The organism is Peribacillus sp. CSMR9 (assembly GCF_033141925.1).
GTDB lineage: Bacteria > Bacillota > Bacilli > Bacillales > DSM-1321 > Peribacillus > Peribacillus simplex_A.
This window is the reverse complement of the sequence record NZ_JAOPHO010000034.1, coordinates 1-24,745: the sequence shown is the minus strand read 5'-3', so window position 1 is coordinate 24,745 and position 24,745 is coordinate 1. Positions and strand designations below refer to the sequence as shown.

Below are 24,745 nucleotides of genomic sequence, written 5' to 3'. Positions count from 1 at the left end.
TCATCTTAATGCATTAAACAATAGTTTTTGCGTCAAAAGACCTAACATGCCATTCTTTTATTTTTCCAACTGAGATATCCATACTTTCCTCCCGAATTGAAAAAAACGCCAGCAATTCCGCCGGCGTCATGTTTTTGCATATAGGTCAAGATACTCTAATCGCACTGAGTATTTCCTGCTCCAATTGATTGGTTCTCTCCATTTTTGTCGATTCTGACCATCCAAAATATCCAGCCATATAATCGATCACTGCATTTTTATGCGTTTGGACTAAATCAATATCGAATAACAAGGTGCCGGTCCTGCGGAAGAAGAAGTCCACTGGAGTTGCAGCCATTTCATGATCAAGTGCGTATTTCAGCTGTACGAACAACTTCTGCGGAACACCAGTGCTTATTCCTCCGTTTCCTTCGCTTTTGGCGATATTGAATAACACAGGTGCGTTAGACCCGTACATAGCCAATATATCCTCGGAGTCTTTAACAGCAAGTCCTGAGTCTACCCCCATTTGAATATTTTGCTTGATATAATAGGAGAAGTTGCTTGATCCCCCGACATCCCCGCCCGAAATCGGCATTCCTTTAGTGCTGCTGGCTCGGTAAGTCTTATTGGACTGCTGGGAAAGCTTCCCTGCCACAAGGTCGACCGTCGTTTTTGCCATTTTGCGATAACCGGTCAATTTCCCTCCAGCAATCGTGATAAGGCCCGAATCGGACTCCCAAATTTCATCTTTCCTTGATATTTCAGAAGGATCTTTTCCTTCTTCAAGAATCAACGGTCTCACTCCAGCCCAGCTTGATTCGATATCTTCATCCGAAATTTCCACTTCCGGAAACATATAATCTATCGCCTTTAATAAATAGGCACGGTCTTCGGATGTAACGGTTGGCACTGCAGGATCACCATCATAAAAAGTGTCCGTAGTCCCTACATAAGCCTTACCGGCTCTCGGGATGGCAAAAATCATCCGTCCATCTGGTGTATCAAAATAAAGCGCCTGCTTCAATGGGAATTTCGATTGGTCGATGACCACATGAACACCTTTTGATAACTTCAGCGTTTTCCCTTTTTTCGATTGGTCTTTCTCTCGGATGGAATCAACCCATGGACCTGCTGCATTAATAACTTTGTCTGCGTATATATCATAAACATCACCCGAAAGTAAATCAGCAACTTGGACGCCGTTCACCTTTCCATTTTCATACAATAATTTTTCTACCTTTGTATAATTTATCGGTGTTGCACCTTTATCGACTGCTGCCTTCATGACTTCGATCGTCAGACGTGCATCATCTGTCCGGTATTCAACATAATGGCCTCCGCCTTTAAGCCCTTCTTTCTTTACAAGGGGTTCCATTTTCAGTGTTTCACTAACCGATAGCATTTTCCTTCGTTCGCTTTTCTTAACGCCTGCCAGGAAATCATAGACTCGGAGTCCAATGGATGTACTAAATTTCCCAAAGGTGCCGCCTTTATGCATCGGGAGCAGCATTCTTTCTGGTGTAGTCACATGTGGCCCATTTTCATAAACAATCTCTCTCTCTTTTCCAACCTCAGCAACCATTTTTATTTCAAATTGCTTAAGATATCGCAGACCACCATGGACAAGCTTTGTTGAACGGCTTGATGTGCCTGCCGCAAAGTCCTGCATTTCAACCAATGCCACTTTCATTCCACGGGTCGTTGCATCCAGGGCAATTCCTGCACCGGTAATTCCCCCACCAATGACTACCACATCATATTTTTCTTTTTTCAGAAGTTCGATCGTTTCTTTCCGATATAAATTTGAAAACCTCATGCCTGACTCCTCCTTTAAGTAATGCCTTCCATTGTCAATTAGCCTGTATTACTCGTGAGTTCTACACGTTTACTCGTCAATTCGTGCTGTTTACTCGTGAATTCTGCACGTTTACTCGTGAATTCGCGCTGTTTACTCGTGAATTCGCGCTGTTTACTCGTGAGTTCGCGCTGTTTACTCGTGAGTTCGCACTGTTTACTCGTGAATTCGCGCTGTTTACTCGTGAATTCTGCACGTTTACTCGTGAATTCGCGCTGTTTACTCGTGAATTCTGCACGTTTACTCGTGAATTCGCGCTGTTTACTCGTGAGTTCTGCACGTTTACTCGTGAGTTCGCGCTGTTTACTCGTGAGTTCGCGCTGTTTACCCTTATATTCAATTGGTTCATTTGTTCTCATAGTGTCCATATAGATATTAATATCCCTAATCTGCCTTTAAAAACAAAAAAGAGAGACCATAAATGCACATTATCGAATTCACGATAACGCATTCATGGTCTCTCCTGTTCTCCGGCCGAGTTATTAACTTGATTTTAGTATATCATACTCTAGCTTATATTAGAAAGACTTCGCTTTGTTTTTTATTTAAAAGCCATTGCTGCATGTACAGCTTTTTTCCAGCCTTCATATAATTTATCTCTATCTTGCACTTCCATGGATGGTTTAAAGGTTTTGTCCACCGCCCATTGCTGAGATATTTCTTCTTGATCCTTCCAATACCCGACAGCAAGGCCCGCCAAATACGCCGACCCGAGTGCCGTAGTTTCGTTTATTGTCGGCCTTTCGACTGGCACCTGTAATAAATCGCTTTGGAACTGCATTAAAAAGTCATTTTTGACTGCCCCGCCATCCACTCTCAATGTCTGCAGCTCGATTCCCGAATCCGCCTCCATTGCATCAAGGACATCCTTCGTTTGATACGCCAGTGATTCAAGTGTGGCACGAATGAAATGTTCTTTTGATGTCCCGCGCGTCAAACCAAAAATGGCTCCCCGTACTTCACTGTCCCAATATGGAGTCCCAAGGCCTACAAAAGCCGGTACTACATATACTCCATCTGTACTTTCCACCCGCTTTGCATAAGCTTCGCTGTCCTTGGCATCATTAAGCATCCGCAGACCATCACGCAGCCATTGGATTGCGGAGCCAGCTACGAATATACTGCCTTCCAATGCATATTCAACCTTCCCATTCAATCCCCAAGCAAGTGTCGTCAATAGTCCGTGTTCGGAACTGACAGCCTTGGCTCCCGTATTCATAAGCATGAAACAACCTGTTCCATACGTATTTTTTGCCATTCCTTCATTAAAACAAGCTTGGCCAAATAATGCCGCCTGTTGGTCACCGGCTGCTCCTGCGATTGGAATCGACTGGCCGAAGAAATGATATTCAATCGTATGGGCATACACTTCGGAAGAAGGTCTAACCTCTGGCAGCATCGACTTCGGCACAGTCAATATCTCCAGCAGTTCTTCATCCCATTTCAGTTCATGGATATTGTACATCAATGTCCGGGATGCATTGGAATAGTCCGTTACGTGAGCTTTGCCTCCTGAAAGCTTCCAGATCAGCCAAGTATCGATGGTACCGAATAACAGCTTGTCTTCATCTGCCCTTTGTCGTGCCCCTTCCACATTATCGAGGATCCATTTCACTTTCGTTCCGGAAAAATAAGCATCTATCAACAATCCCGTTTTATCCCGGAATAGATCATTAAGTCCCTTCTCCTTCAAATCATCACAGATTTCACTTGTTTGCCTTGACTGCCATACAATCGCATTATAAACAGGGGTACCCGTTTCCTTATCCCAAACGACTGCCGTTTCACGCTGATTGGTGATCCCGATACCGGCAATTTGCTCTGGCTTTACACCTGATTCCGATAGTACACCAGCAATTACCGCTAAAATTGATCCCCAAATCTCATTGGCGTTATGCTCGACCCAGCCCGGCTTAGGGAAATGCTGCGTGAATTCCTTTTGGGACGAGTGGACGATCTCGCCTTTTTCGTTAAACAAAATCGCCCGTGAACTAGTTGTTCCTTGATCCAATGATAAGATATATTTTTCCATACTGTGTTTCCCCCCTTTTTTAATTTAACTAGCCATGTTGCTAATTTCTAACTCACTTGATTGCTTTTTGCCAAAAGTATATGCTAACACCAATATTATCAGACTTGCTCCTAAAACAGCCCAAAAGGCTGTCGTCAATTCACCTAAAAAGACCGCTTTATAGAAAACAGCTCCAAGTGCTCCACCGACAATCGGACCAACAACAGGAATCCAAGCATAGCCCCAATTTGATTTTCCCTTACCCGGTATTGGCAGCAGGAAGTGAGCAATACGAGGTCCAAGGTCACGGGCAGGGTTTATGGCATAGCCTGTCGTTCCTCCTAGCGACATCCCGATAACAACAATCAATAAACCGACAGCAAATGGGTTCAGACCTTCTGTAAACTCGCCGGCTCCAATAAACAATAAGCCAAGAACAAGGATGAACGTACCAATCATTTCACTTAATAGATTTGAAAAAGTATGTGGGATAGCCGGTGAGGTTGAAAACACACCAAGCTTTGTACCTGGATCCTCCGTAGCTTTCCAGTGAGGTAAATAATGTAGGAATACAAGAGTCGCACCTATAATTGCCCCTATCATTTGGGCCATGATGTACCCTGGCACATCAGCCCAAGGAAAATCTCCATTGATAGCTAATGCTACTGTAACAGCCGGGTTTAAATGTGCCCCGCTTATGGAACCCACTGCAAAGACACCCATTGTAACAGCCAGTCCCCACGCAATCGTGATGACAATCCAGCCAGCATCCTTGGCATAAGATCCTTTTAAGGAAGATCCCGCCCCAATGCCTGCACCAAATAAAATTAAAATCATCGTGCCTACTACTTCTCCCCAAAATGGAGTCATGAATAAAACCCCTCCCCTGATAAATTTTAAAAACCAAATAAAAAAGGAGATTCACAGCAGAAATATCCTCATAATAATAATGAGTATATCTGTTGTGAATCTCCTAGTCTCCGTCACATATATTAACTTATAATTTACAATATACTAGTTTGTGAAAACGCTGTCAATTATTTTGCGAGGAATTATTCTATTTTTCTGTAATTTTTTTCAACTTCCTCGTTCGACCCCATTAAACGATATCCCATAATTCAGTTTTGGAAGTGGTGATTGACGAAGCTCCAGCATCAAGGGCGTTCAGGACTTCATCCGAAGTACGTATGAGGCCGCCTGCAAAAATCGGTGTTTGTAATCGTTCCTTCACTTCCTTAATCATCCATGGCATGGCGCCCGGCAAAACTTCGATATAATCCGGCTTGGTTTTCTGCACCAGCTTATAACTTTTCTCCAGAGCATGTGAATCTATTAAAAAGATTCGCTGGATGGCAATGACCCCTTTTTGCTTCGCTTTCAAAATGACGCTTGATTTAGTCGATATCAACCCATATGGATTATACTCCTGGCAAATGAATTCTGTCGCATATTCATCACTTCTTATGCCATGGATCAAATCGACATGATAAATCATTTTCTTATTATGCTGCTTTGCCATCATACTTACGTTTTTCAATTGTGATATATGCAAATCAAGAAACACACCTATTTCATAGGAACTTTCTAAAAATCTTTCGAAATCCTTCATGCTTGCTGAAGCAGGCAAAATCTTCTGGTCCATTATTTCCCCCCTTATTTCCTGGAAAACTATAAGTAATTTAGTATATTTTATTGAGCTTGATTTATCAAACACATTGTGAGGTATGGCATTTCAACCTACCCTTACACTAACATACCTGGCATCCCCTTTAAATATTGTGGCTAAAAACGATCCATCATATTGAAAGTTTCATTTTCAATGCACCTTCGACCAGCTCATATGATTTAATTGTGCCAACGGGGATTTTTCTCACGATGTTCCAAGCATTAACATTCATTTTGATCGTTCTATTTTCGAATTCAAAAAATGGCGGTTTGTTAAATATCCTTTGGTTAATGAAATTCCTGTCAATAGGCTCCATTTCCACTAATTCAAATAAAATTGTTCTTTTTTCCACATGAAGCGGTTTTAATGTAATCCGGAAAGCTACGTTTTTCTTTAACATCATTTTTTTCACTTCCATCGTTCCGGAAAGCACTATATGCTTTGGCGTAATCTCGACTTTAATATCCTGACCATATGATTTCATTCTTAAGATTTTCTCTATCATGGCTTCAGTTACCGTTATCGGTATGCCATTTTTGAATGGACTGAATGTACTCATCCTTGCATTCCCCTCCTGCCGCTCAAATGAAACGTCGGTTATAGCATATGCCGGGTTCCCTGATGTAGTTAACATTTCAGCCCATATTAATAATCGGTATATTCGAAATCTTCCACCTTCATTACTTGACCTTTATAAAAACTACCTGTATAGTCTTAATTAATTTAATAGACAACTCTTATCCAGAGAGGTGGAGGGACTGGCCCTTTGATGCCTCAGCAACAGACTGATCATGTACTGTGCTAATTCCAGAAGTGTAGAAACTTGAAGATAAGAAGAGTATATAGCTTTGCTGCCAACACCTCTTCTTATTTTTAAGAAGAGGTGTTTTATTTTTAGGCTGTTTTCACATACTTTGTTGCTATTTACCAGGTAGTGAGTTGTGGTTGATTTCCCCTCCAGATGCTCGCTTTCCGCGGGGCGGGCGGTGAGCCTCCTCGGCGTAAACGCCTGTGGGGTCTCACCTGTCCCGCTGCTCCCGCAGGAGTCTCGAACTTCCGCTCCAATCAACCTTAAATAGTTTCGTTTTAAAAACAACAATCTTTACGAAAAGAGCCTATTTTTAAAAGGAAAGAAGGAATGCAACATGTCAATCACATTAACGAAGGCACCATTCAGGGCCGATCACGTCGGAAGTTTATTAAGACCTGAACGTTTACATATTGCCAGAAAGCAATTTAAGGAAGGTACCATTTCAGCAGAGCGGCTTCGTGAAGTTGAAACCGAAGAAATCAATCGGATTGTCGAAAAACAAATTGAAGTTGGATTAGAGGCCGTGACGGATGGTGAGTTCAGACGAACATGGTGGCACTTTGACTTCCTCGAACATTTAAATGGCATCGAGGGATATGTGACTGAAAAAGGTCTCACATTCGATGGTGTGGAAACAGAGAGATATAACGTTCGCAATACCGGGAAGGTTTCATTCAATCCTGAACATCCCTTCATTCGCGATTTCATTGAATTGAACAAAATCGTGAACGGACGCGCCGTTGCCAAGCAAACCATTCCCAGTCCGAATCAATTATTTGCTGTAGGCATTCATAATAAAGACATCTACCCTGATATTGAAGACTATGCTAATGATATCATCAAAGCGTATCAGCATGCTTTGAAGGCTTTTTATGAAGCAGGTGTACGTTATCTTCAATTGGATGATGTATATATTGCCAGACTTTCAGCTCCAGACTTCCAGTTCAAAGATGGAAAATATACGAGGGAACAATTAATCGATCTTGCACTTCGCGTAATTAATGGCGCATTGGAAGGCAAACCAGAAGACCTTGTCGTCACTACACACCTATGTCGTGGGAACTACCAGTCGACTTGGGCGTTTGAAGGAAGCTATGCCCGTATCGCCCCAACTTTATTGGCAAAAGAAACAGTGGATGGATTTTTCTTGGAATATGATGATCAACGCTCAGGAGATTTCAAGCCATTGGAATACATTCCAAATGGCGGTGCACGGGTCGTACTGGGTGTCGTCACTTCAAAAAATGGAGAAATCGAAGACAAGGAAGCTGTTAAGGCACGCATTGAAGAAGCCTCGCACTTCGTTCCTCTCGAACAATTATGCTTAAGTCCACAATGCGGCTTCGCCTCCACCCATCACGGCAACAAGCTGACCGAAGAACAGCAATGGGAAAAGCTGAAATTCGTCGTTGATGTAGCAAAAGAAGTATGGAAATGATTTTTTAGCGGAGACTTTAATTCTGATTTACAGGATTTGAACAACCTAATCGGCCCGCACTGATAAGGGAGCCGATTAGGTTCTTGCAATAATACATTTCCATTCCTTTAATGACTCTTTAGATAACGGTATCAAGTTTTGCTATTTATGAAACTAACGATGAATGATAAAACCATTTGACATATCGATAATTCTCGATATAATGAAATGTATGAAAACAATCGAGATATTTAAAGCATTATCCAATGAATCCAGGTTGCAAATCTTACAATGGCTCAAGGCGCCTGAACTCCACTTCACCCCTCATGAGGGAATAGACATGAAGGAAACCGGCGTTTGCGTAAGTCAGATTACCGAAAAATTAAACATGACCCAGTCCACGGCCTCTCAATACCTCTCGATGCTTCTTAGAGCAGGATTGATTAAAACGGAGCGGATAGGAAAGTTTACGTATTACAAACGAGATGAAGAGGCAATCTCAAAAATTACTGATTTCTTGAAAGAAGAAGTATGAAAATGAACCTGATCCGTACCTTAGAGGGTTGGGTTCATTTTTCTCTCTAACATTTCGATATTTCGCGATATGTTTATTTTTTATTCATACATATTAACATATTGCGATATGTCTTTATATAAAATTAATAATCATTAATGAGGAGTGAATCTATTTTGCTTAATACATGGAAAATTTACATGTTAGCGATTATCAGTTTTTTAGTAGGAACATCCGAATTCATCATATCCGGAATTTTGGATAAGATTGCGGATTCTCTTGGAGTGACCCTTGCTGCCGCAGGACAGCTCATTACAATTTTCTCCCTTGTCTACGCAATCGGTACACCCATTCTCATGGCTTTGACAGCAAGTTTAGACAGACGAAGATTAATGTTGTATTCCCTTGGACTATTCGTAGTGGCCAATCTGCTTGCCTTTCTATTACCAGGCTTTGGACCTTTTCTATTTGCACGCATAATCATGGCACTTGGTGCAGGATTGGTTGTAGTCACCGCTCTGAATATTGCCGCTAAGCTTGCTCCGCCAAATAAACAAGCAAGTTCTATTGCGACAGTTGTCATGGGGTTTACAGCTTCCCTTATCATTGGCGTACCTCTCGGAAGAATCATGACAGATGCATTCGGGTGGAAATCCGTCTTTGGCGGAATCGCCCTATTCGGCCTGATTGCCATGATCGTTTTATTCTTTACCATTCCTCCTACCAAAGGGGATAAACCAGTACCACTTCTCCAGCAGCTGGCCCTTCTTAAAAAAAGGAAAGTTGCCCTTGGATTATCGATAACCTTCTTCTGGCTTGGCGGATACTCGATAGCTTATACCTATCTATCCCCTTACTTGCTATCCGTATCAGGGATAAGTGACTCTCTACTTAGCACGGCCTTGCTTATATTCGGTATTGCAAGCTTGATCGGATCAAAGTTTGGCGGTTATAGTACGGATCGATGGGGTGTATCATTTACACTAATTGGCGGTATGGCGCTGCATATTATGATGATCATCATGTTATCCATCGTTACGAATTCATTGATGGGCGTTTTGATAATCCTTACATTATGGTCGTTCGCAGCATGGTCATCAGGGCCGACACAGCAATATCATTTAGCGACCCTTGAACCTGAATCATCAGGAGTCATGCTCGGTCTGAATCAGTCGATGATGCAATTGGCCATGGCGGCAGGTGCTGGAATCGGCGGTGTTGCTGTAGAACAAGTATCCCTTGCTTCCATAACCTGGATCGGTGCAACAGGGGTTGCCATTGCCATGGTCATAGTTCTGGTCCTTTCAAGTTCATCGTCAAGCAGTAAAATAGCACAATCCATAAAATCCTAGACCGTTATATAAACATTCATCATAAGGCTAGATTTTAGCCTTATGATAAATCCTAAAGCTGAAAGCAAACAAAAAAGGAACGGTCACTAGCACGTCCCCTTTTTACTTGCAGCTATCATCATCATCCATTTTCTTCACAAATATATCATCCGTCACCCTATCTTCCAGCTTGTTCCTCAAGGCCAATTCCGCAGCCTTCCCATCACTAGGCGACCCGTCCGCGAAATACATCGGAAACAAGGAGAAAAACATAATATAGAAAGAAAAATAGATGAATTGATACCAGATCACCGAGCTGTCCAGGATATTCTGATACACTAAGCTATATATGATCAGCATGCTGACTAAATTAAAGATAGCCCCCCCTAAATATATCAGCGTATTCGTCAATCGATTATCATGTTTTAATCCCTTGAACTCGCAAGTCCCATTCCAAAAATAATATTTCCTCACCTCTATGTTCCGAAAGGCGAAAAGTTTATTACCACAACCGATCAAGATCTTCTTTTCTGATCCCCCAAAGATCGTAACAAAGAAAATATGCCCGCTCAAATGTATCAGCGTAACGATTGGCATGATCAAAAAAAAGGAAAATAGAAATTTAATGATATCAGAGAGACCAAACATGTTTAAGCAACCCTCCTTACCAGGATGCTACTCTGATACCCTGCCCACATTAGTTATAACTAGTAAATTTTCACAGCAGGTATGTGTGGATTTCCATAATGATAAGAGAACAATTTCTTCATCCACCAACTTAAATTTGGCTGTTTCCAATTCGACCGGACTCCTACTTAATTCGTCCTATCTCCGTTTAATTCGTCCTATCTCCACTTTATTCGTCCTAACTCCTTTTTTTTCGGCCTTTAATATGAGCCTATTGATAAACAAATAAAAGCCGGACAATTTAATTGTCCGACTGATTTTACTTTACGCTTGTTCATTCATATTTTTTGTCAAAGTCAAATTCTACTTCATCAAGTTTAACGAATTTAGTTTTTCTTACCAGTTTATAGCCAAGCCAAAGGCCAAGGAAAAGCGGGATTCCTAGGTAGGCAGCTATAACACTGCCCCAATCGATCTGGTCTGAGAAAAATGCTTGGATATTTTGGGACAGGATGACGATCATGCCAATTAAAATGGCGAAGATTGGCCCCATCGGGAACCATAATGCCTTATATGGAAGCTTCTCCAAAGAATTGCCTTGAGCGATGAATGCTTTGCGGAAACGGTAATGGCTAATGGAAATGCCGAGCCAAAAGATAAATCCTGTTATTCCAATCGCATTCATTAACCAAATATACACTTTACCATCACCGAATACGGAAGCTAAAAAGGCTAGCATTCCGATGGAGCACGTCAAAATCATTCCTGCAACCGGTACGCCGCGTTTATTAAGTTTTGCAAAAATGCGCGGTGCTTGTCCATCTTTTGCCATTGAATATAACATACGCGTAGATGCATATAGACTAGAGTTACCTGCTGATAATACCGCTGTTAAAATGACGGCATTCATAAGCGAAGCTGCAAAGGCCACACCAGCCTTTTCAAATATGAGCGTGAACGGGCTTACCATGACGTTATCCCCTTGTAAACTTGAATTCGTATAAGGGATAAGCAGTCCTATCACAAAGATTGCCAATACGTAAAAGAGCAGGATTCTCCAGAAGACACTTTTAATGGCCTTTGGTATATTCCGTGCAGGATCTTCACTTTCACCGGCAGCCACGCCGACAATTTCGGTACCCTGAAAAGAAAAGCCAGCCGCTATGAATACGATGAAGACACCCATGAATCCACCCGGGAAAGGAGCGTCGTCGACTGTGAAGTTTTTAAAACCTACTGCTTCTCCACCCATGATGCCGACAATCATTAGTATTCCAACGATTATAAAAATAACGATGGCCGTTACTTTTATGAAGGAAAACCAGTATTCCCCTTCACCGTATCCTTTAACGGATAAGTAGTTTAATAGGAAAATGAGCACCAAGAATGATGAACTCCACAACAACGATGGACTATTCGGAAACCAAAATTTCATGATCATTGTTGAGGCTGACAACTCAGCCGCTATGGTCATCGACCAATTGAACCAGTACGTCCATCCCAAGGCAAACCCAAATGCCGGATCGACGAATTTCGTTCCATAGGTACTGAATGAACCGCTTGTCGGCATAAAGGCGGCCAGTTCCCCTAAGCTGGTCATCACGAAGTACACCATTGCCCCAACTAAGGCATAAGCAAGTAATGCGCCGCCTGGTCCAGCTGTATGGATAGCTGCCCCGCTGCTAAGAAACAGTCCGGTGCCAATAGCCCCTCCAATGGAAATCATCGTTAAATGACGAGATTTTAAACCGCGCTTTAATTCCTGTTCTTCTTGCTTTGGAGGATGCTGTAAGATGTCGTTTTCTTGTTTTGGTATCATAAATTTTCATCCCTTTCTATATAAGCGCTTTCATTTATGGGGAAATCCATTTAATAAATTTTCCTATTTCATCGACTTTCAAATAGAGCTAATTTACAATCGAATATTCCTTTTCTGATATATATGCAAGTTCTATGCCAGAATTAAAAAACCGCAATATTCAACAAATTATCAAAAAAAAACGACTTAAATAGACAAAATATTTTGCACTTTACGCCACGTTTTTTTGCACTTTATGCCACGGTTTTTTGCACTTATAAAAAAGCAGGATTTTTAACGGGGTAAATATTAAGATCCTTTTACATAATTAAAATATTACTGTAAGAATATTCAGAAATAATAAATCTATCAAAAACCATTTTTCTCCATTTTCTACCTTTAAATGTCATATTTTTTGCGAGTTTTCTCCATTTGATAATAATATGAAATGATGCAAAAATGAGGTATTCTCATGAGGGAGTTGAGTGTTTATGAAAGGTAAGGTATTTTTAGGAACTGCACTATCCATCGGTCTATTATTTTCTGCCATTCCCCATCAAGAAGCTTTAGCGGCAAAAAACGTGTTAAGTGTTGAAAAGTACAATAAGCATAGGGATTCGCTAGAATACAAGTCTGGGAAGCTTACGGAACCCTCAAAGCAAACGGCAGAAGATATCATTCTTACCTTTTTTGATGAGAACAAAAAGTCTTACAAGCTAGAAAAGCAAAAGGCGAAGGACTCCTTCACGATCGAGAAAGAAAGCAAGGATGAACTGGGCAATACCGTCCTTAAATTGCAACAAACCTATAAAGGCGTACCAGTATGGAATTCCACACAAGCCGTATTGATTGACGCTAAAGGTGTATTGACCGTCGTGTCCGGTACGGTTGAAGCCAATCTAAACACGAAGTTAGGGAAAAAGGCTAAAAAAGGCATCAGTGAATCAGAAGCTATCAAAATAGCTGAAGCCGATCTGGGGTTCACTCCTGCCTACGAACAATCACCTGAATCTGAGCTATATGTATACGCAAATGAAGGCAAGGCCGATTATGTATATAAAGTCAATTTGAAATTCTTAAGTCCGGAACCTGGAAATCATAATTATTTCATTTCAGTCAAAACGGGTAAAATCCTGAATAAATACAATACACTAGATGAAGTGACGGGAACCAATTCCGTCGGAACGGGCACTGGTGTCTTAAACAACACCGTATCGTTGAACACTACCTTATCCAACGGTCAATACTATTTACAAGACAATACACGCGGCAAAGGCATTTTCACCTATAACGCCAATAACCGTTCAAGATTGCCTGGTACACTCTTTTCCAACACGACAAATGCTTTTACTACTTCTACCGATAAAGCTGCGGTGGATGCCCATTTTTATGCAGGTAAAACCTATGATTATTACAAATCCACATTTGGCCGGAATTCTTATGATGGTAATGGAACCATCCTGAAATCAACCGTCCATTATGGCTCGAGATACAATAATGCTTTTTGGGATGGCACCCAAATGGTTTACGGTGATGGAGATGGCACGACGTTCATCCCATTGTCCGGCGGTCTCGATGTCGTTGCACATGAACTGACGCATGCCGTGACTTCCACTGAATCGGATCTTACCTATCAATATGAATCCGGTGCATTGAATGAAGCGATATCTGATATTTTTGGCACTGTCGTAGAATTTAAGAATCAAAGTGCCAAAGCCGATTATTTGATCGGAGAAGATATTTACACACCTAACATTTCCGGTGATGCACTTCGTTCAATGGCTAATCCAACATTGAATGGTGACCCTGACCATTATTCAAACCGTTATACAGGAACGGGTGATAATGGCGGAGTCCACACGAACAGCGGAATCATAAATAAGGCAGCTTATTTAATCTCTGCAGGCGGAACTCACCATGGTGTGAGCGTATCCGGGATTGGCATCGATAAACTGGGAACCATCTTTTACCGGGCAAACACGATTTATTTAACTTCCTCGTCGACATTTTCACAAGCCAGAGCTGGAGTCGTACAAGCGGCCTCTGATTTATACGGTTCTAGCAGTGCAGAAGTCACAGCTGTCAAAAATGCCTTTACAGCTGTCGGTGTGAATTAAGGGATTTACCTATATGACCGACACCTCCCTAGCTTCACTTCTAGCGGAGGTGTTTTTTGTATGTATATATATTTTCCGGCCGAATGATCACTTTTTTCGGCCTTCATGTGAATTATTCCGTCACACGGAACCTATGATAAAAGGTAGGGCCTCAATAAATTCCCAAAATGAGTGTGAAAATGATTATTTCCGTAAAATAGTTGCTTTTCTCCTTATTAACTGTCAAGCTTAGATGATCTGGACTATATTGAATAGAACAAGTAGGTGACGAACATGATTGAAGTTAAAACTTCCACACTCAGTGATGGTGAGTTCAATAGAGGCGTATTCGCAACACAAGACATTAAAAAAGGTGAGCTTTTGCATGAAGCACCTGTCATTGCTTACCCAAACGAGGAGCATGTTTTCATAGAGAAAACATTGCTTGCTGATTATGCATTTGAATATGGAATTAACCATACTGCCATGCTTTTAGGTTATGGCATGCTGTTTAATCACTCTTATACACCAAATGCTACGTACGACATCAACTTTAAGAATCATACGTTTGATTTCTTTGCTTACACTGACATAAAGGCAGGAGAAGAAATCCTGATTAATTATAATGGTGAAGTCGATAATGAGGATCCGCTTTGGTTCAATAAAGAAGATAATGGTGAAGATGAAGCTGAATGATCATTGATCATTCATGAAAGCACTTGTACTTTTGACAGGCCTGTCCAAGGTCTTCGGAAGAAACGAGTGCTTTTCATTTTCCTTTCACCGGATTCTAATTAATGGAGGTCTTCTTTGAAGTCAGGTAACACGCCATTAACCGTTATTTTTTTTAACCAGTCGGATCGGGGGAAGAATGGAAAAGTGAAGATGTTTGATCAAAAAGGGAGCAATGAAAAAAAGCCCCATCAAATTGCATGATTGAGCAACCTGATGGGGTTTTTCATCTTAATGAGCGGATGGGTCACTTGATTTTGATTTAGTTAATGATTGGAGTTGGCTCTTAACCTTATCAATGGTTTCCGGTGTGGCTAGCGATTTTATTTGACTCATGGTTTTTTCACGAGTTTTCTTATTGCGCATTAAAAATGCTGCAGCTCCTATCAGGACGGTTCCAATCATTTTGTTTGATGGCATGTGAATTTCCTCCTTCAAGTTAGTTATAGTTAGTATTCCCTCTATCAACTGATTTAAACTAAAGCATCCTGTTGTGTGCGGTTTCCCTTTTATTTATCCAAATTCAGACTTTCAATATACTTTATGCTTTCAGGGCTTTTCACCACTTTTTCAGCTTGATCCGGGTCTGCCTTCGTTTGCTTCATAGTGTAGAATTTATATGTCAACACTCTTTTCACTGACTCGTTAATTCTATCTATTGGAACTTCTCCTGCTTTTACAGCTTCGAGTAATCCGTTATATACCTCAAGTTCATGGGAGTATTCATGACAGACAAGTAATAAATCAGCTCCTGCAAGGATTGCTTGCTTCCCCATCTCTTCATAAGAGAAATACTTGTTCACAGCTCCCATTTCCAAATCGTCCGTGACCACAAGCCCTTCATACTTAAGTTTCCCCCGAAGCAGGTCTTCTATGATGACTTTAGAAAGGCTTGCAGGTTTTTCTTTATCATAGGCTGGATATTTAATGTGGGTCACCATCACGAAAAACTTTTGGTTATCCATTTCACTTATGATTTGCTTGAAAGGATAAATATCCGAGTTTTCTAGATCAAGTTGGTTTGTTTCCACTGACGATGTTTCGACATGCGGATCGATTTCGCTGCGTCCGTTTCCTGGAAAGTGCTTCAATGCACCAGTTATGGATACATCATTAAAGCCTTGAATGGCTTTCTTTCCGTATTGATAGACCTTTTCCGGATCTTTTCCAAATGAACGCTCATCCGTTTTCGATAGATCAAGAACAGGGGCGAAATTTATGTTAATCCCCATTGAACCAAGTTCTTTCCCATTCAATTTTGCCACCTTGTACATGTCTTCGACAGATGCATTTTTCCCAAGGTCCTTTTGCGCCGGGAGTGGCGATACCCGTTCCCTCATCCGGATTGTGTCCCCGCCTTCCTGATCGACGGCCACCATGAGCGGAAGCGGATGTAAGCTTTGATCGGCTGTTTGCTGTAGCGAATTGGATAACTTAGCCACTTGTTCAGGCGATTTCATATTGCGGTCAAAATAAATGACGCCCCCTATATGTTTTTGTTCGATAAGCTCCGTAATTTCACTGTTTTTTTCAGTTCCCTTGAAACCGACCATCATAAGCTGTCCGATTTTCTCTTCAAGCGTCATTTTTTCGAGCATTTTTTCTATTTTCTCATGGTTATCCGTGTTGGCATCGAAGTCTTTCCCTTTACCCTCTTTAGAATTCGCATCCATATTCAACTGAATGAACAACACTGAAAAAAAAGAGAGGATTGCGATAAAGGCCAGACCCAAATATATATTTTTTTTCTTCATGCTTTGCCTTTCTTTTGGGGGCCTTGCATTTCAAAAGCGTTTCTTTTCTTCATTGATTCTTCCTCTTCAAATAGTACTTCATCATTCATACTGCCCGTCCTTCCTTAACTGCGTATTTATTTATCCCACACCTGACAACATGATTTCGTAGAACACTCTCTTAATCATGTTCATAAACGGACAATTCTATAGCATCATTGAGTATTTTTTGCATAAAGCATTTGCCACGTACCATACTACATACATACCCTATTTCAAAGGAGATGCCCCCATGGATGGAATCTTGAAGAATCTTGCCGAAACCTTCAGTCATGCAGTCGATTATGCAAAAGAAAAAATAACAACAATTACAGGAACAACTTCTGTTACAATAGTGGAATTGAGTGAGCGCATCATCAATCAGCCTGAAACAAAACTAATCAGGAAAGACCTTTTAGGTATACCCTTTTCTTTTTATCATTTACAAAAAGAAGGTGTTACGTACTATGTGGAAATGAAAAGCTCACAAATTCTCCAGTTGGATGTTCTAGCGCATGACCATATCATTGTGTCGTACAGGTCTTATCGAGATAAATCCAACTTACCGACGGCGATTAGATTTCCTAAAACCCTTTTATCCAGATGACTCTGATTTATACTGTGATAATAAATAATAAAAAAGCTGATATCCCCTTACATAAGGGGTTATCAGCTTTTTTCATATGGTTCCAACTGCTATAGCGAGAAAAAACGGTCCCTTTCCCTCGAAATCCATTTCTCAGCATCTTCTTCGTCCTTTTTAACTAAGCGGTTAACGAGGATATCATGCCAAATGTAATTTTCGAGAAAATTAATATGAATGGGATCATCTGTGTAAAACGCCGTTTCTCTCGTTTCCGAAGAAGGGCCGTAAATCGTCTCCTTGCCATCAATGGATAGGATGAACCATTTGTTCTCTCCTATATTGTCCACATAGCTGGTTTTACGATGTCTATCTAAACCTGATAATGGGTGTTCAACCTGAAATACAATCCCCTTGAGAGTGCAATGTGCAGCTACCCCCTTAAGCTCTTGTTCAAGTTTCCCATACATCTTGTCCCATAAGGAAACTACCACCCTTCTCTCCGCTTTTTGAATCAAAGTACGGCAAAAGGATAGGATATGCGCTTCACCCTTAAGCGTCATTACACGATTGTCGGTCATGGGCTCGATTTTCTCGAATTGCTTTAGTGTATGGCTGATGGATTGATAGGTATTGTTCCATTTCGATTGGACGGATTCCAAAAACACATCGACTGGTAATGGTGAATATTGTATCGATTCATTGATTTCCTCTTTTAATACGACTCCTTCTTCTTGAAGTCCATTTAATATTTCATAGATACGTGCCCTGGGAATTCCAGATTCCTTGCTTACTTGATAGGCACTGGTTGGACCTTGGCGAACTAAAGAAACATAAGCCTTTGCTTCATATTGACTAAACCCGAGAGACTGTAGTTTTTGAATGATATCTTGCATAGTACCTCCTAGTGCATTAAGTAAGTTATATGCCTATCATACCAAATCTCCTATCGAAATCTATTCGATTTCAAAAGGTATGGGAACATAACTCATCATATTCTTATTTACAGAAAGATTTTAATTAGTTACTATCTAAATAGTGACTAATTAAAATACTTTGGGTTATGGCTGCCGCAAAAGCAAGCATTTCGGCCATAATGCCCTTGATACGGAGGCTTCTTGGATGGAAGATATACAAATTTCAACACTCTTGCTGCTGATGTTTTTTGGCTTTTTGGCAGCATTTATTGATTCTGTGGTCGGCGGTGGTGGCCTGATTTCCATACCCGCTTTATTATTTTCTGGACTTTCCCCAACAGCAGCGATTGCAACGAATAAGTTAGCAAGTTCCATGGGGTCTTTAACAAGTACAATTGCCTTCATTCGTTCAGGTAAGGTCGATTTTCGGTTCGTGGCCAAACTTTTCCCATTTATTTTTATAGGATCGTTACTGGGTGCCTGGGTCGTCAATTTCGTCTCACCCGAATTATTAAAACCACTGATCTTAGTTCTTTTACTAGCTATAGCCATTTATACCTTTTTAAAAAAGGACTGGGGACAAGAATCGACTTACAAGAGGCTCACATGGCAAAAGGCAGCACTATTTGCGTTCGCTATATTTGCCATTGGTTTTTATGATGGATTTTTAGGGGCTGGAACGGGATCTTTCATTTTGTTTGCCTTTTTAATGATTGGCTTTGATTTCTTGCACTCTGCAGGAAACGCAAAATTTCTAAACTTCGGAAGTAATCTGGCAGCACTGATCATGTTCATATTTCTTGATACCGTCAACTTTTCCTATGGAATACCGATGGGGATCTCCATGATAGCAGGAGCATTGGCAGGTTCTAAATTCGCCATTAAGAAGGGAGTGGCATATGTAAGAGTATTATTCATCATCGTTACCGTCATCCTGATCATGAAAAATATAATTGATTACTTAATGGGCGGCTAATTAAAAAATTCCGGTTACATCAGAAAAATAGAATACAGCACCTGATTCCCTCCACAGAATGTGACATATAGGAATTATTTGGGTATATGATAGGTATAGAATGTGTGGAAAGGTGTGATTTGGATGATTGAAAAGTGGAATGGGGAAGATATGGCCGATGTATCAGGGCAAACCATTGTGATTACTGGTGCAAATAGTGGACTTGGCTTTGAAACGGCTTTTGCCCTGGCCGGTAAGGGGGCAGAGATCATTCTTGCCGTCCGGAATGCTTCTAAGGGTGAAAAGGCGGTCGATAGAATCATCTCGGTGCATCCTAAAGCGAATGTACGCGTGATGCAGCTGGATTTAAGTGATTTAAGCAGCATTCGGCATTTTGCTGATTCCTTTAACGAAAATTATGATTCACTCTCCGTCCTTATCAATAACGCAGGTGTGATGATTCCGCCATACAGCAAAACGAAGGATGGTTTCGAGCTGCAATTCGGCAGCAACCATCTCGGTCATTTTGCTTTGACAGGCCTCCTTCTTCCGCGTATCCTTTCTACACCAAAATCGCGGGTCGTCACATTGAGCAGCTTGGCCGCCATCAATGGATTCATAGACTTCGGAAATCTAAATGGTGAAAACGGCTATAAACCGATGAAATACTATGGGCAAAGCAAGCTGGCCAATCTTCTATTTGCCCGCGAATTACAGAACAAATTCAACCAGCATGAAGCAAACCCGATTAGCGTTGCCTGTCATCCAGGCCTTGCCCATACTAATCTCATGTCACGCGGATCTGGCAAACCCATGAATAGGTTCGTCCACTTTCTTTCCAAAACCTTCACCCAGCCGGCAAATATGGGAGCACTCCCCACTCTTTATGCCGCAACGGAACCAACCTTAACAGGCGGGGAGTATATCGGACCCGATGGAAAGAAAAGCAGAAAAGGCTTTCCTAGAAAAGATACTATCATCGATACCTTGTATAATGAAGAAACTTCGAAAAGATTATGGGATATTTCGGAAACCATGTCAGGGGTCAAATATTGTTTCAGTGAAAGCATTACGCCAAAATGACTCAATATTTTAAAGGGTTCCCTCTTTTCGTATATGTGTATCTCTAACAAAAATGCTGCCCCCTGATTTACATTTAAAAAGGGTCATGAATTAGGACAGACAAGAAACAGACGGTATGGGGAAATTATAAAGGATCCACAGGTGGTTCTATTGTAAAGATGTAAAAAGGAGTGGGGAGCATGAACAAAAGTGGTAGCTGGGATCTTTGTGTTGGAACAATGGGTATGTGTCATTCTTAACCATGCTCCTGCAAAAGAAGTAAAACCGACAATCAAAGCCGAAGTTCTAGACAGCGAGAAATGGCCCCCGAAAAGGGTTCTTTCTATATTTGTTTTGCTCTAATGAAAAGATTTCTTCAAATAGGTTTACTTTCATTAGTTACTATACAAAATGGGCTTATAGTTTAAGTCTGCTGCCCTTTAAATAGCAAAAAGAAAGAGGGAGCATATGCCCCCTCTTTTCACTTCCATTATTCAGCGTCAAAAACTTCGACTTTTTCCATTTTGTCGCCATTTTTCATAGCTTTAGCCGTTTCAAGTCCAGATGTCACTTTACCGAATACTGTGTGAACACCGTTAAGATGCGGTTGTGGCGCGTGCACGATAAAGAATTGGCTTGAGCCAGTATCTTTTCCAGCGTGTGCCATCGATAGGCTGCCTGCCTCATGTTTGTGAGGGTTTCCTACTGTTTCACATTTGATTTGCTTGCCGCTTCCGCCTGCACCTGTACCTGTAGGATCTCCGCCTTGGCTTACGAAACCAGGGATTACACGGTGAAAGACTACACCATTATAAAATCCTGTGTTTGCTAAGTTTTCGAAGTTAGCCACTGTGTTCGGTGCTTCGTTCGGGAAAAGGTCGAATTCGATCTTTTCTCCATTTGTCATAAGTATGTATCCTTTTTTAGCCATGTAAAACATCTCCTTTAATATGAACTGAATCAAATCTAATAGTAACATTTTTAGAAGTAGAAAGAAAAGGAAGCGCTACTTATTTCGAATTTCATCATTATACTTTTTGACGTATTTTCTTCTATAATGGAGTAGATTCAGTATAAAAGGGGGAACGAACCATGTTACAGCAATTTGATGCATTGGTTGTAAACAAGCAAGATGATCGATTTTCCGTTAACATTCAGCAACTATCACTTGATGATTTGCCGCAAGGGGAAGTGCTCATCCGTGTCCATTATTCCGGTGTGAACTATAAAGATAGCCTTGCCAGCATTCCGAATGGAAACATTGTCAGCAGCTATCCGATCGTTCCAGGAATTGATATGGCTGGTATAGTCGTTTCATCTGAGGATTCCCGGTTTCAGGAAGGCGACGAAGTCATTGCGACCTCCTATGGGATTGGCGTTTCACAATCCGGCGGCTACAGTCAATTTGCCCGCGTTCCTGCAGATTGGATCGTTCCACTTCCTGATGGCCTTACACTGAAAGAGGCGATGATCATCGGAACTGCAGGTTTCACTGCTGCCTTATCAGTTCTCCGCCTTGAAGAAAATAACCTCACTCCTGATCAAGGGAGCGTTCTCGTCACTGGTGCAACTGGCGGGGTCGGCAGTTTCGCTGTCTCGATCCTTGCCAAACTTGGCTATTCAGTGGAAGCAAGTACAGGAAAGGAATCGGAACATGGATACCTAAAGGAAATCGGCGCGACGACCATTGTATCCCGTGAAGATGTATATGATGGCAAGCTTCGGGCACTTGGCAAACAGAAGTGGAGCGGGGCGGTAGATCCCGTCGGCGGTGAACCGTTAGCCTCGGTCCTTAGCCAAATCAAGTATGGCGGATCTGTGGCGGTAAGCGGATTAACAGCTGGCACAAGCCTTCCTGCCACCGTCTTTCCATTCATCTTAAGAGGTGTTAATTTACTTGGGGTCGATTCGGTCAATTGCCCGATGGATACAAGATTGCAAGTTTGGCATCGCCTTGCCACCGACTTTAAACTTGCACATTTAGAACAGCTCGTTCAACAGGAAATTACTATTAAAGAATTGCCTGACATCCTTCCTACCCTATTAAAAGGGGAAGCAAGAGGCAGAACGATCGTTAAGCTATAATCCAAAAAGTGACGAAAGCATGGCTTCTCGTCACTTTTCATTGTGAGCTCTCATTGAGGGGGAGAATGATTTCTACAATCGTCCCTTTTCCCACTTCGCTACTGAAATGAATTTCCCCATTATGCCCATGAATGATTTTAGTACTGACCATGAGCCCCAACCCTGTTCCTTTTTCCTTGGTGCTATAAAAAGGCTGCCCCAAATGCTTCATGCGCTCTTTTGAGATTCCACAGCCTTGATCAATGAATCGGATCATCGCGTAGACTCCCTCATAGTTTAACTGTATATGAAGTTTGCCGCCTTTCGGCATGGCTTCAATCGCATTATTGACGACATTCGTGAAAACCTGTTTTAACTGATTCGGTTCGCCAATGACCGATCCCAAACCCGTATTATATTCCTTGATGATTTCAACATCATACAATATCGCTTGAAACTCGGCTAATGTAATCACACTATCCAAAATATCGTTAAGCTGAATCGATTCACAAACCTTCGCTTCAGGCTCTGCTAAACTTAAAAATTCATTGGCCAGCATTTCAATTTTCTCAACTTCGCTGACCGTCATTTCAAGATAGTCCTTTTGCTCAGGGTATTCGCTTAATAATTGTAAAAATCCTTTGACCGTAGTTAATGGATTTCTTATTTCATGTGCGATACCCGCAGCCATTTGTCCAACGGCCGATAACATATTGGATTTACAAAGCAGCTCTTCGGTTTTTTTACGCTCCGTAATATCCCTGCAGAATACCTGTATGGCTGGATGACCTTTATAAATAATCGGAAGACCGAGTGTTTCTCCATAAAATACTTGTCCGTCAAGTCGAATGAACTTTTGTTCCAGTAAACCAACCGCCTGATAATCGTCCCTCATTATCTCGATTCTTTTTTGTACACTTTCCCGGGAATCCAGGTGAACGAACTGAAAGACCGACTTACCGATAATATCTTCCACACTATCCATCCCCAGCATTTTTGCCCCCATGGGATTCATATACTCTATTATCCCATCACGATGTACAAAAATCGCTTCAGGTGACACCTCCACTAAACTGCGATATCTTTGCTCACTTTCCTTCAAGGCAGCTTCAGCAAGCTTTTGGTTCGTGATATCCCGATAAACGAAGACCAGTGCGGACGGCTCATATTCATTATCCCGGATATTAAACAGGGAGATGCTCACATTGATTAACCGGCCATCCTTCCTTTGCCTGACCGTCTCAAAGCCTTTCTTTTTTAACCCTGCCTTAATTTGGTCATGCAATTCCTTGGCTGATTCCTTCAAGAATTCAGGAATAATTGGATATGGCATGCCAATGAGCTCATCATTCTTCCAACCGAAAAACTCTTCAAAAGCGGCATTTACTTGAAGGGTCTTTCCTTCCAGATCAACAATGGATATGGCGTCCGGGTTGTTCTCCATGAATGACTTAAGTGTATCATCCACCGACTGTTCTCCCATTTGCCCTTGTCCATAATTAATAAGCCTTTTACTCATCAAATTTTTTTATTCCTTTCTTATCCGGAAATTTACAGTCTCAATTTTACAGTATCAGTAAATCATTTGCCAGTTTTATCATATGATATTATCCTATTTAAAGATTGATGCACAAAGAGGCCAAACCCCCATAAGGTTCAGCCTCTTCCTTAAAATGTACTATAAATATTTTCACATTCTGCACCTGTTGGTTCATAAAAGCAATGAAGCTTGAAACGCCCAACGAGGGGCTGATTATACCAGGTTGCCGGACAATCTCCCTGTGGCCTGAAGTACCATAGACTAAATTTCGAGGGCCATAGCCTTTCACCATTTATACTGCGACGTGCAAGCCTTATTTCCCTTTCCCTTGCTCGTTGATAAAAATACCCCTTCTGCACAGCTTCAAAGGCATGTTCCTGATAAATCATGTCTGGAATCGTCCTCAACCCTTTGAAATCGGAACAATTAGACCTAATCCGATTGATCCCTACATTCCCGATCATCAACATGCCTTGATCACCTTCACCCTCGCCTTCAGCTCTAAGCAATCTTGCCAATAAGGCACGATCGGCAGCAGTGTTCTTTACAACAGCCATCCTATCACCTCCACTTTTTCATCCTATGCCCCAGAGATGGAAAAATACTCCGTTTTTTCACAAAACCTTCATATAAAGTACACGTCCCATCAATATTAAAACATTATACTTAAGTAAGGCTGGGTAGCACGCGTGGCTATCATGGTATTTGGCGAAGGCGGGGCCAATACTTTCTTTCTACATATAAAGAGGCGACACATATTGTGCCGCCTTCAAGCTGTAGACAAACTCGATAAATAATTGAGTTTGTCTACAGTTTTTTTGAGGGTTTGTAACTTTTGAATGTTGATTGGAACGTAGGGCACTCGCTTTCCGCAGGAGTCCCGCACACCCGTTCCTTAGTTCTAAACAGTTGTTCGTTCGGTAAATATAAGGTAAAACTTGGTCTCAAGGAACCGGCGACTGTAAATGTCGCTGGAGCCGTACAGGACATGCAAAAATCCATAGACGAACAG

At 41.5% G+C, this 24,745-nt stretch carries 24 protein-coding genes and 1 riboswitch; of the genes, 10 read left to right on the top strand and 14 right to left on the bottom strand.

Translation table 11 applies throughout. The annotated features are described in order from the left end of the window. Window positions 1–145: 145 nt before the first annotated feature. The 6 genes from N9I19_RS15365 to N9I19_RS15340 all read right to left on the bottom strand — a co-directional run bounded on the left by N9I19_RS15365 (window position 146) and on the right by N9I19_RS15340 (window position 6,073). Entirely contained in the window at window positions 146–1,798 is a 1,653-nt protein-coding gene (locus N9I19_RS15365) for a glycerol-3-phosphate dehydrogenase/oxidase (protein WP_317778297.1), read from the bottom strand. Window positions 1,799–1,836: 38 nt separating this feature from the next. Next, window positions 1,837–2,205: a hypothetical protein gene (locus N9I19_RS15360; RefSeq protein ID WP_317778296.1), complete on the bottom strand. Its 369-nt coding sequence runs from the start codon at window positions 2,203–2,205 to the stop codon at window positions 1,837–1,839. Between the two features lie 173 nt (window positions 2,206–2,378). Next, on the bottom strand, window positions 2,379–3,869 hold the full coding sequence (gene glpK, locus N9I19_RS15355; RefSeq protein WP_317778295.1) for a glycerol kinase GlpK: 1,491 nt from the start codon (window positions 3,867–3,869) through the stop codon (window positions 2,379–2,381). A 24-nt stretch (window positions 3,870–3,893) separates the two neighbouring features. Further along, the gene (locus N9I19_RS15350; RefSeq protein WP_125161642.1) at window positions 3,894–4,718 is read right to left on the bottom strand and encodes an MIP/aquaporin family protein; all 825 of its coding nucleotides are present in this window, start codon (window positions 4,716–4,718) and stop codon (window positions 3,894–3,896) included. A 229-nt stretch (window positions 4,719–4,947) separates the two neighbouring features. Continuing rightward, window positions 4,948–5,490: a glycerol-3-phosphate responsive antiterminator gene (locus tag N9I19_RS15345; RefSeq protein WP_048683275.1), complete on the bottom strand. Its 543-nt coding sequence runs from the start codon at window positions 5,488–5,490 to the stop codon at window positions 4,948–4,950. A 154-nt stretch (window positions 5,491–5,644) separates the two neighbouring features. After that, window positions 5,645–6,073, bottom strand: coding sequence for a hypothetical protein (locus tag N9I19_RS15340; RefSeq protein ID WP_317778294.1), 429 nt, complete (start codon window positions 6,071–6,073; stop codon window positions 5,645–5,647). A 175-nt stretch (window positions 6,074–6,248) separates the two neighbouring features. Next, window positions 6,249–6,350: riboswitch (SAM riboswitch) on the top strand. A 309-nt stretch (window positions 6,351–6,659) separates the two neighbouring features. On the opposite strand from N9I19_RS15340, the gene N9I19_RS15335 reads away from it, so the two are divergent. From N9I19_RS15335 to N9I19_RS15325, 3 genes are all read left to right on the top strand, one after another. Next, window positions 6,660–7,763: a 5-methyltetrahydropteroyltriglutamate--homocysteine S-methyltransferase gene (locus N9I19_RS15335; RefSeq protein ID WP_061465363.1), complete on the top strand. Its 1,104-nt coding sequence runs from the start codon at window positions 6,660–6,662 to the stop codon at window positions 7,761–7,763. A gap of 211 nt (window positions 7,764–7,974) precedes the next feature. Next, complete coding sequence (locus N9I19_RS15330) at window positions 7,975–8,277, top strand: ArsR/SmtB family transcription factor (protein WP_061466270.1); 303 nt, start codon at window positions 7,975–7,977, stop codon at window positions 8,275–8,277. A gap of 155 nt (window positions 8,278–8,432) precedes the next feature. Continuing rightward, on the top strand, window positions 8,433–9,608 hold the full coding sequence (locus N9I19_RS15325) for an MFS transporter (protein WP_317778293.1): 1,176 nt from the start codon (window positions 8,433–8,435) through the stop codon (window positions 9,606–9,608). 102 nt (window positions 9,609–9,710) lie between these two features. Here the strand turns inward: N9I19_RS15325 and N9I19_RS15320 are convergent, their stop codons facing one another. Both N9I19_RS15320 and N9I19_RS15315 read right to left on the bottom strand, forming a co-directional pair. Continuing rightward, entirely contained in the window at window positions 9,711–10,235 is a 525-nt protein-coding gene (locus tag N9I19_RS15320) for a hypothetical protein (protein WP_061465365.1), read from the bottom strand. Between the two features lie 313 nt (window positions 10,236–10,548). Further along, on the bottom strand, window positions 10,549–12,033 hold the full coding sequence (locus tag N9I19_RS15315; RefSeq protein WP_317778292.1) for an amino acid permease: 1,485 nt from the start codon (window positions 12,031–12,033) through the stop codon (window positions 10,549–10,551). 470 nt (window positions 12,034–12,503) lie between these two features. On the opposite strand from N9I19_RS15315, the gene N9I19_RS15310 reads away from it, so the two are divergent. From N9I19_RS15310 to N9I19_RS15300, 3 genes are all read left to right on the top strand, one after another. After that, window positions 12,504–14,129 (top strand): M4 family metallopeptidase, encoded by a 1,626-nt coding sequence (locus tag N9I19_RS15310; RefSeq protein WP_317778291.1) that lies wholly within the window; start codon window positions 12,504–12,506, stop codon window positions 14,127–14,129. A gap of 273 nt (window positions 14,130–14,402) precedes the next feature. After that, window positions 14,403–14,804, top strand: coding sequence for an SET domain-containing protein (locus N9I19_RS15305; protein WP_056523115.1), 402 nt, complete (start codon window positions 14,403–14,405; stop codon window positions 14,802–14,804). Window positions 14,805–14,918: 114 nt separating this feature from the next. Continuing rightward, entirely contained in the window at window positions 14,919–15,044 is a 126-nt protein-coding gene (locus N9I19_RS15300) for a hypothetical protein (protein ID WP_317778290.1), read from the top strand. Between the two features lie 27 nt (window positions 15,045–15,071). Here the strand turns inward: N9I19_RS15300 and N9I19_RS15295 are convergent, their stop codons facing one another. Further along, window positions 15,072–15,260, bottom strand: a complete 189-nt coding sequence (locus N9I19_RS15295; RefSeq protein ID WP_089361802.1) for a hypothetical protein — start codon at window positions 15,258–15,260, stop codon at window positions 15,072–15,074. An 89-nt stretch (window positions 15,261–15,349) separates the two neighbouring features. Next, window positions 15,350–16,594 carry a beta-N-acetylhexosaminidase gene (gene nagZ / locus N9I19_RS15290; protein ID WP_317778289.1) on the bottom strand — a complete coding sequence of 415 codons (1,245 nt, stop codon included), beginning with the start codon at window positions 16,592–16,594 and terminating at the stop codon, window positions 15,350–15,352. Between the two features lie 271 nt (window positions 16,595–16,865). Between nagZ and N9I19_RS15285 the strand changes: the two genes are divergently transcribed. Beyond that, the gene (locus N9I19_RS15285; RefSeq protein ID WP_317778288.1) at window positions 16,866–17,219 is read left to right on the top strand and encodes a hypothetical protein; all 354 of its coding nucleotides are present in this window, start codon (window positions 16,866–16,868) and stop codon (window positions 17,217–17,219) included. A gap of 89 nt (window positions 17,220–17,308) precedes the next feature. Here the strand turns inward: N9I19_RS15285 and N9I19_RS15280 are convergent, their stop codons facing one another. Further along, on the bottom strand, window positions 17,309–18,091 hold the full coding sequence (locus N9I19_RS15280) for a TrmB family transcriptional regulator (protein WP_317778287.1): 783 nt from the start codon (window positions 18,089–18,091) through the stop codon (window positions 17,309–17,311). Between the two features lie 226 nt (window positions 18,092–18,317). On the opposite strand from N9I19_RS15280, the gene N9I19_RS15275 reads away from it, so the two are divergent. Beyond that, window positions 18,318–19,088 (top strand): sulfite exporter TauE/SafE family protein, encoded by a 771-nt coding sequence (locus N9I19_RS15275; protein WP_317778286.1) that lies wholly within the window; start codon window positions 18,318–18,320, stop codon window positions 19,086–19,088. Window positions 19,089–19,211: 123 nt separating this feature from the next. Then, on the top strand, window positions 19,212–20,150 hold the full coding sequence (locus N9I19_RS15270; protein ID WP_317778285.1) for an oxidoreductase: 939 nt from the start codon (window positions 19,212–19,214) through the stop codon (window positions 20,148–20,150). 469 nt (window positions 20,151–20,619) lie between these two features. Here N9I19_RS15270 and N9I19_RS15265 read toward each other — a convergent pair whose 3' ends face one another. Then, a complete protein-coding gene (locus N9I19_RS15265) occupies window positions 20,620–21,060 on the bottom strand; it encodes a peptidylprolyl isomerase (RefSeq protein ID WP_089361807.1) in 441 nt (146 codons plus the stop codon). A gap of 161 nt (window positions 21,061–21,221) precedes the next feature. On the opposite strand from N9I19_RS15265, the gene N9I19_RS15260 reads away from it, so the two are divergent. After that, entirely contained in the window at window positions 21,222–22,214 is a 993-nt protein-coding gene (locus tag N9I19_RS15260; RefSeq protein ID WP_317778284.1) for an NADPH:quinone oxidoreductase family protein, read from the top strand. Between the two features lie 37 nt (window positions 22,215–22,251). Here the strand turns inward: N9I19_RS15260 and N9I19_RS15255 are convergent, their stop codons facing one another. Continuing rightward, a complete protein-coding gene (locus tag N9I19_RS15255) occupies window positions 22,252–23,712 on the bottom strand; it encodes a PAS domain-containing sensor histidine kinase (protein WP_317778283.1) in 1,461 nt (486 codons plus the stop codon). Between the two features lie 149 nt (window positions 23,713–23,861). Beyond that, complete coding sequence (locus tag N9I19_RS15250) at window positions 23,862–24,290, bottom strand: cell wall hydrolase (RefSeq protein WP_061465376.1); 429 nt, start codon at window positions 24,288–24,290, stop codon at window positions 23,862–23,864. Window positions 24,291–24,745 lie beyond the last annotated feature (455 nt).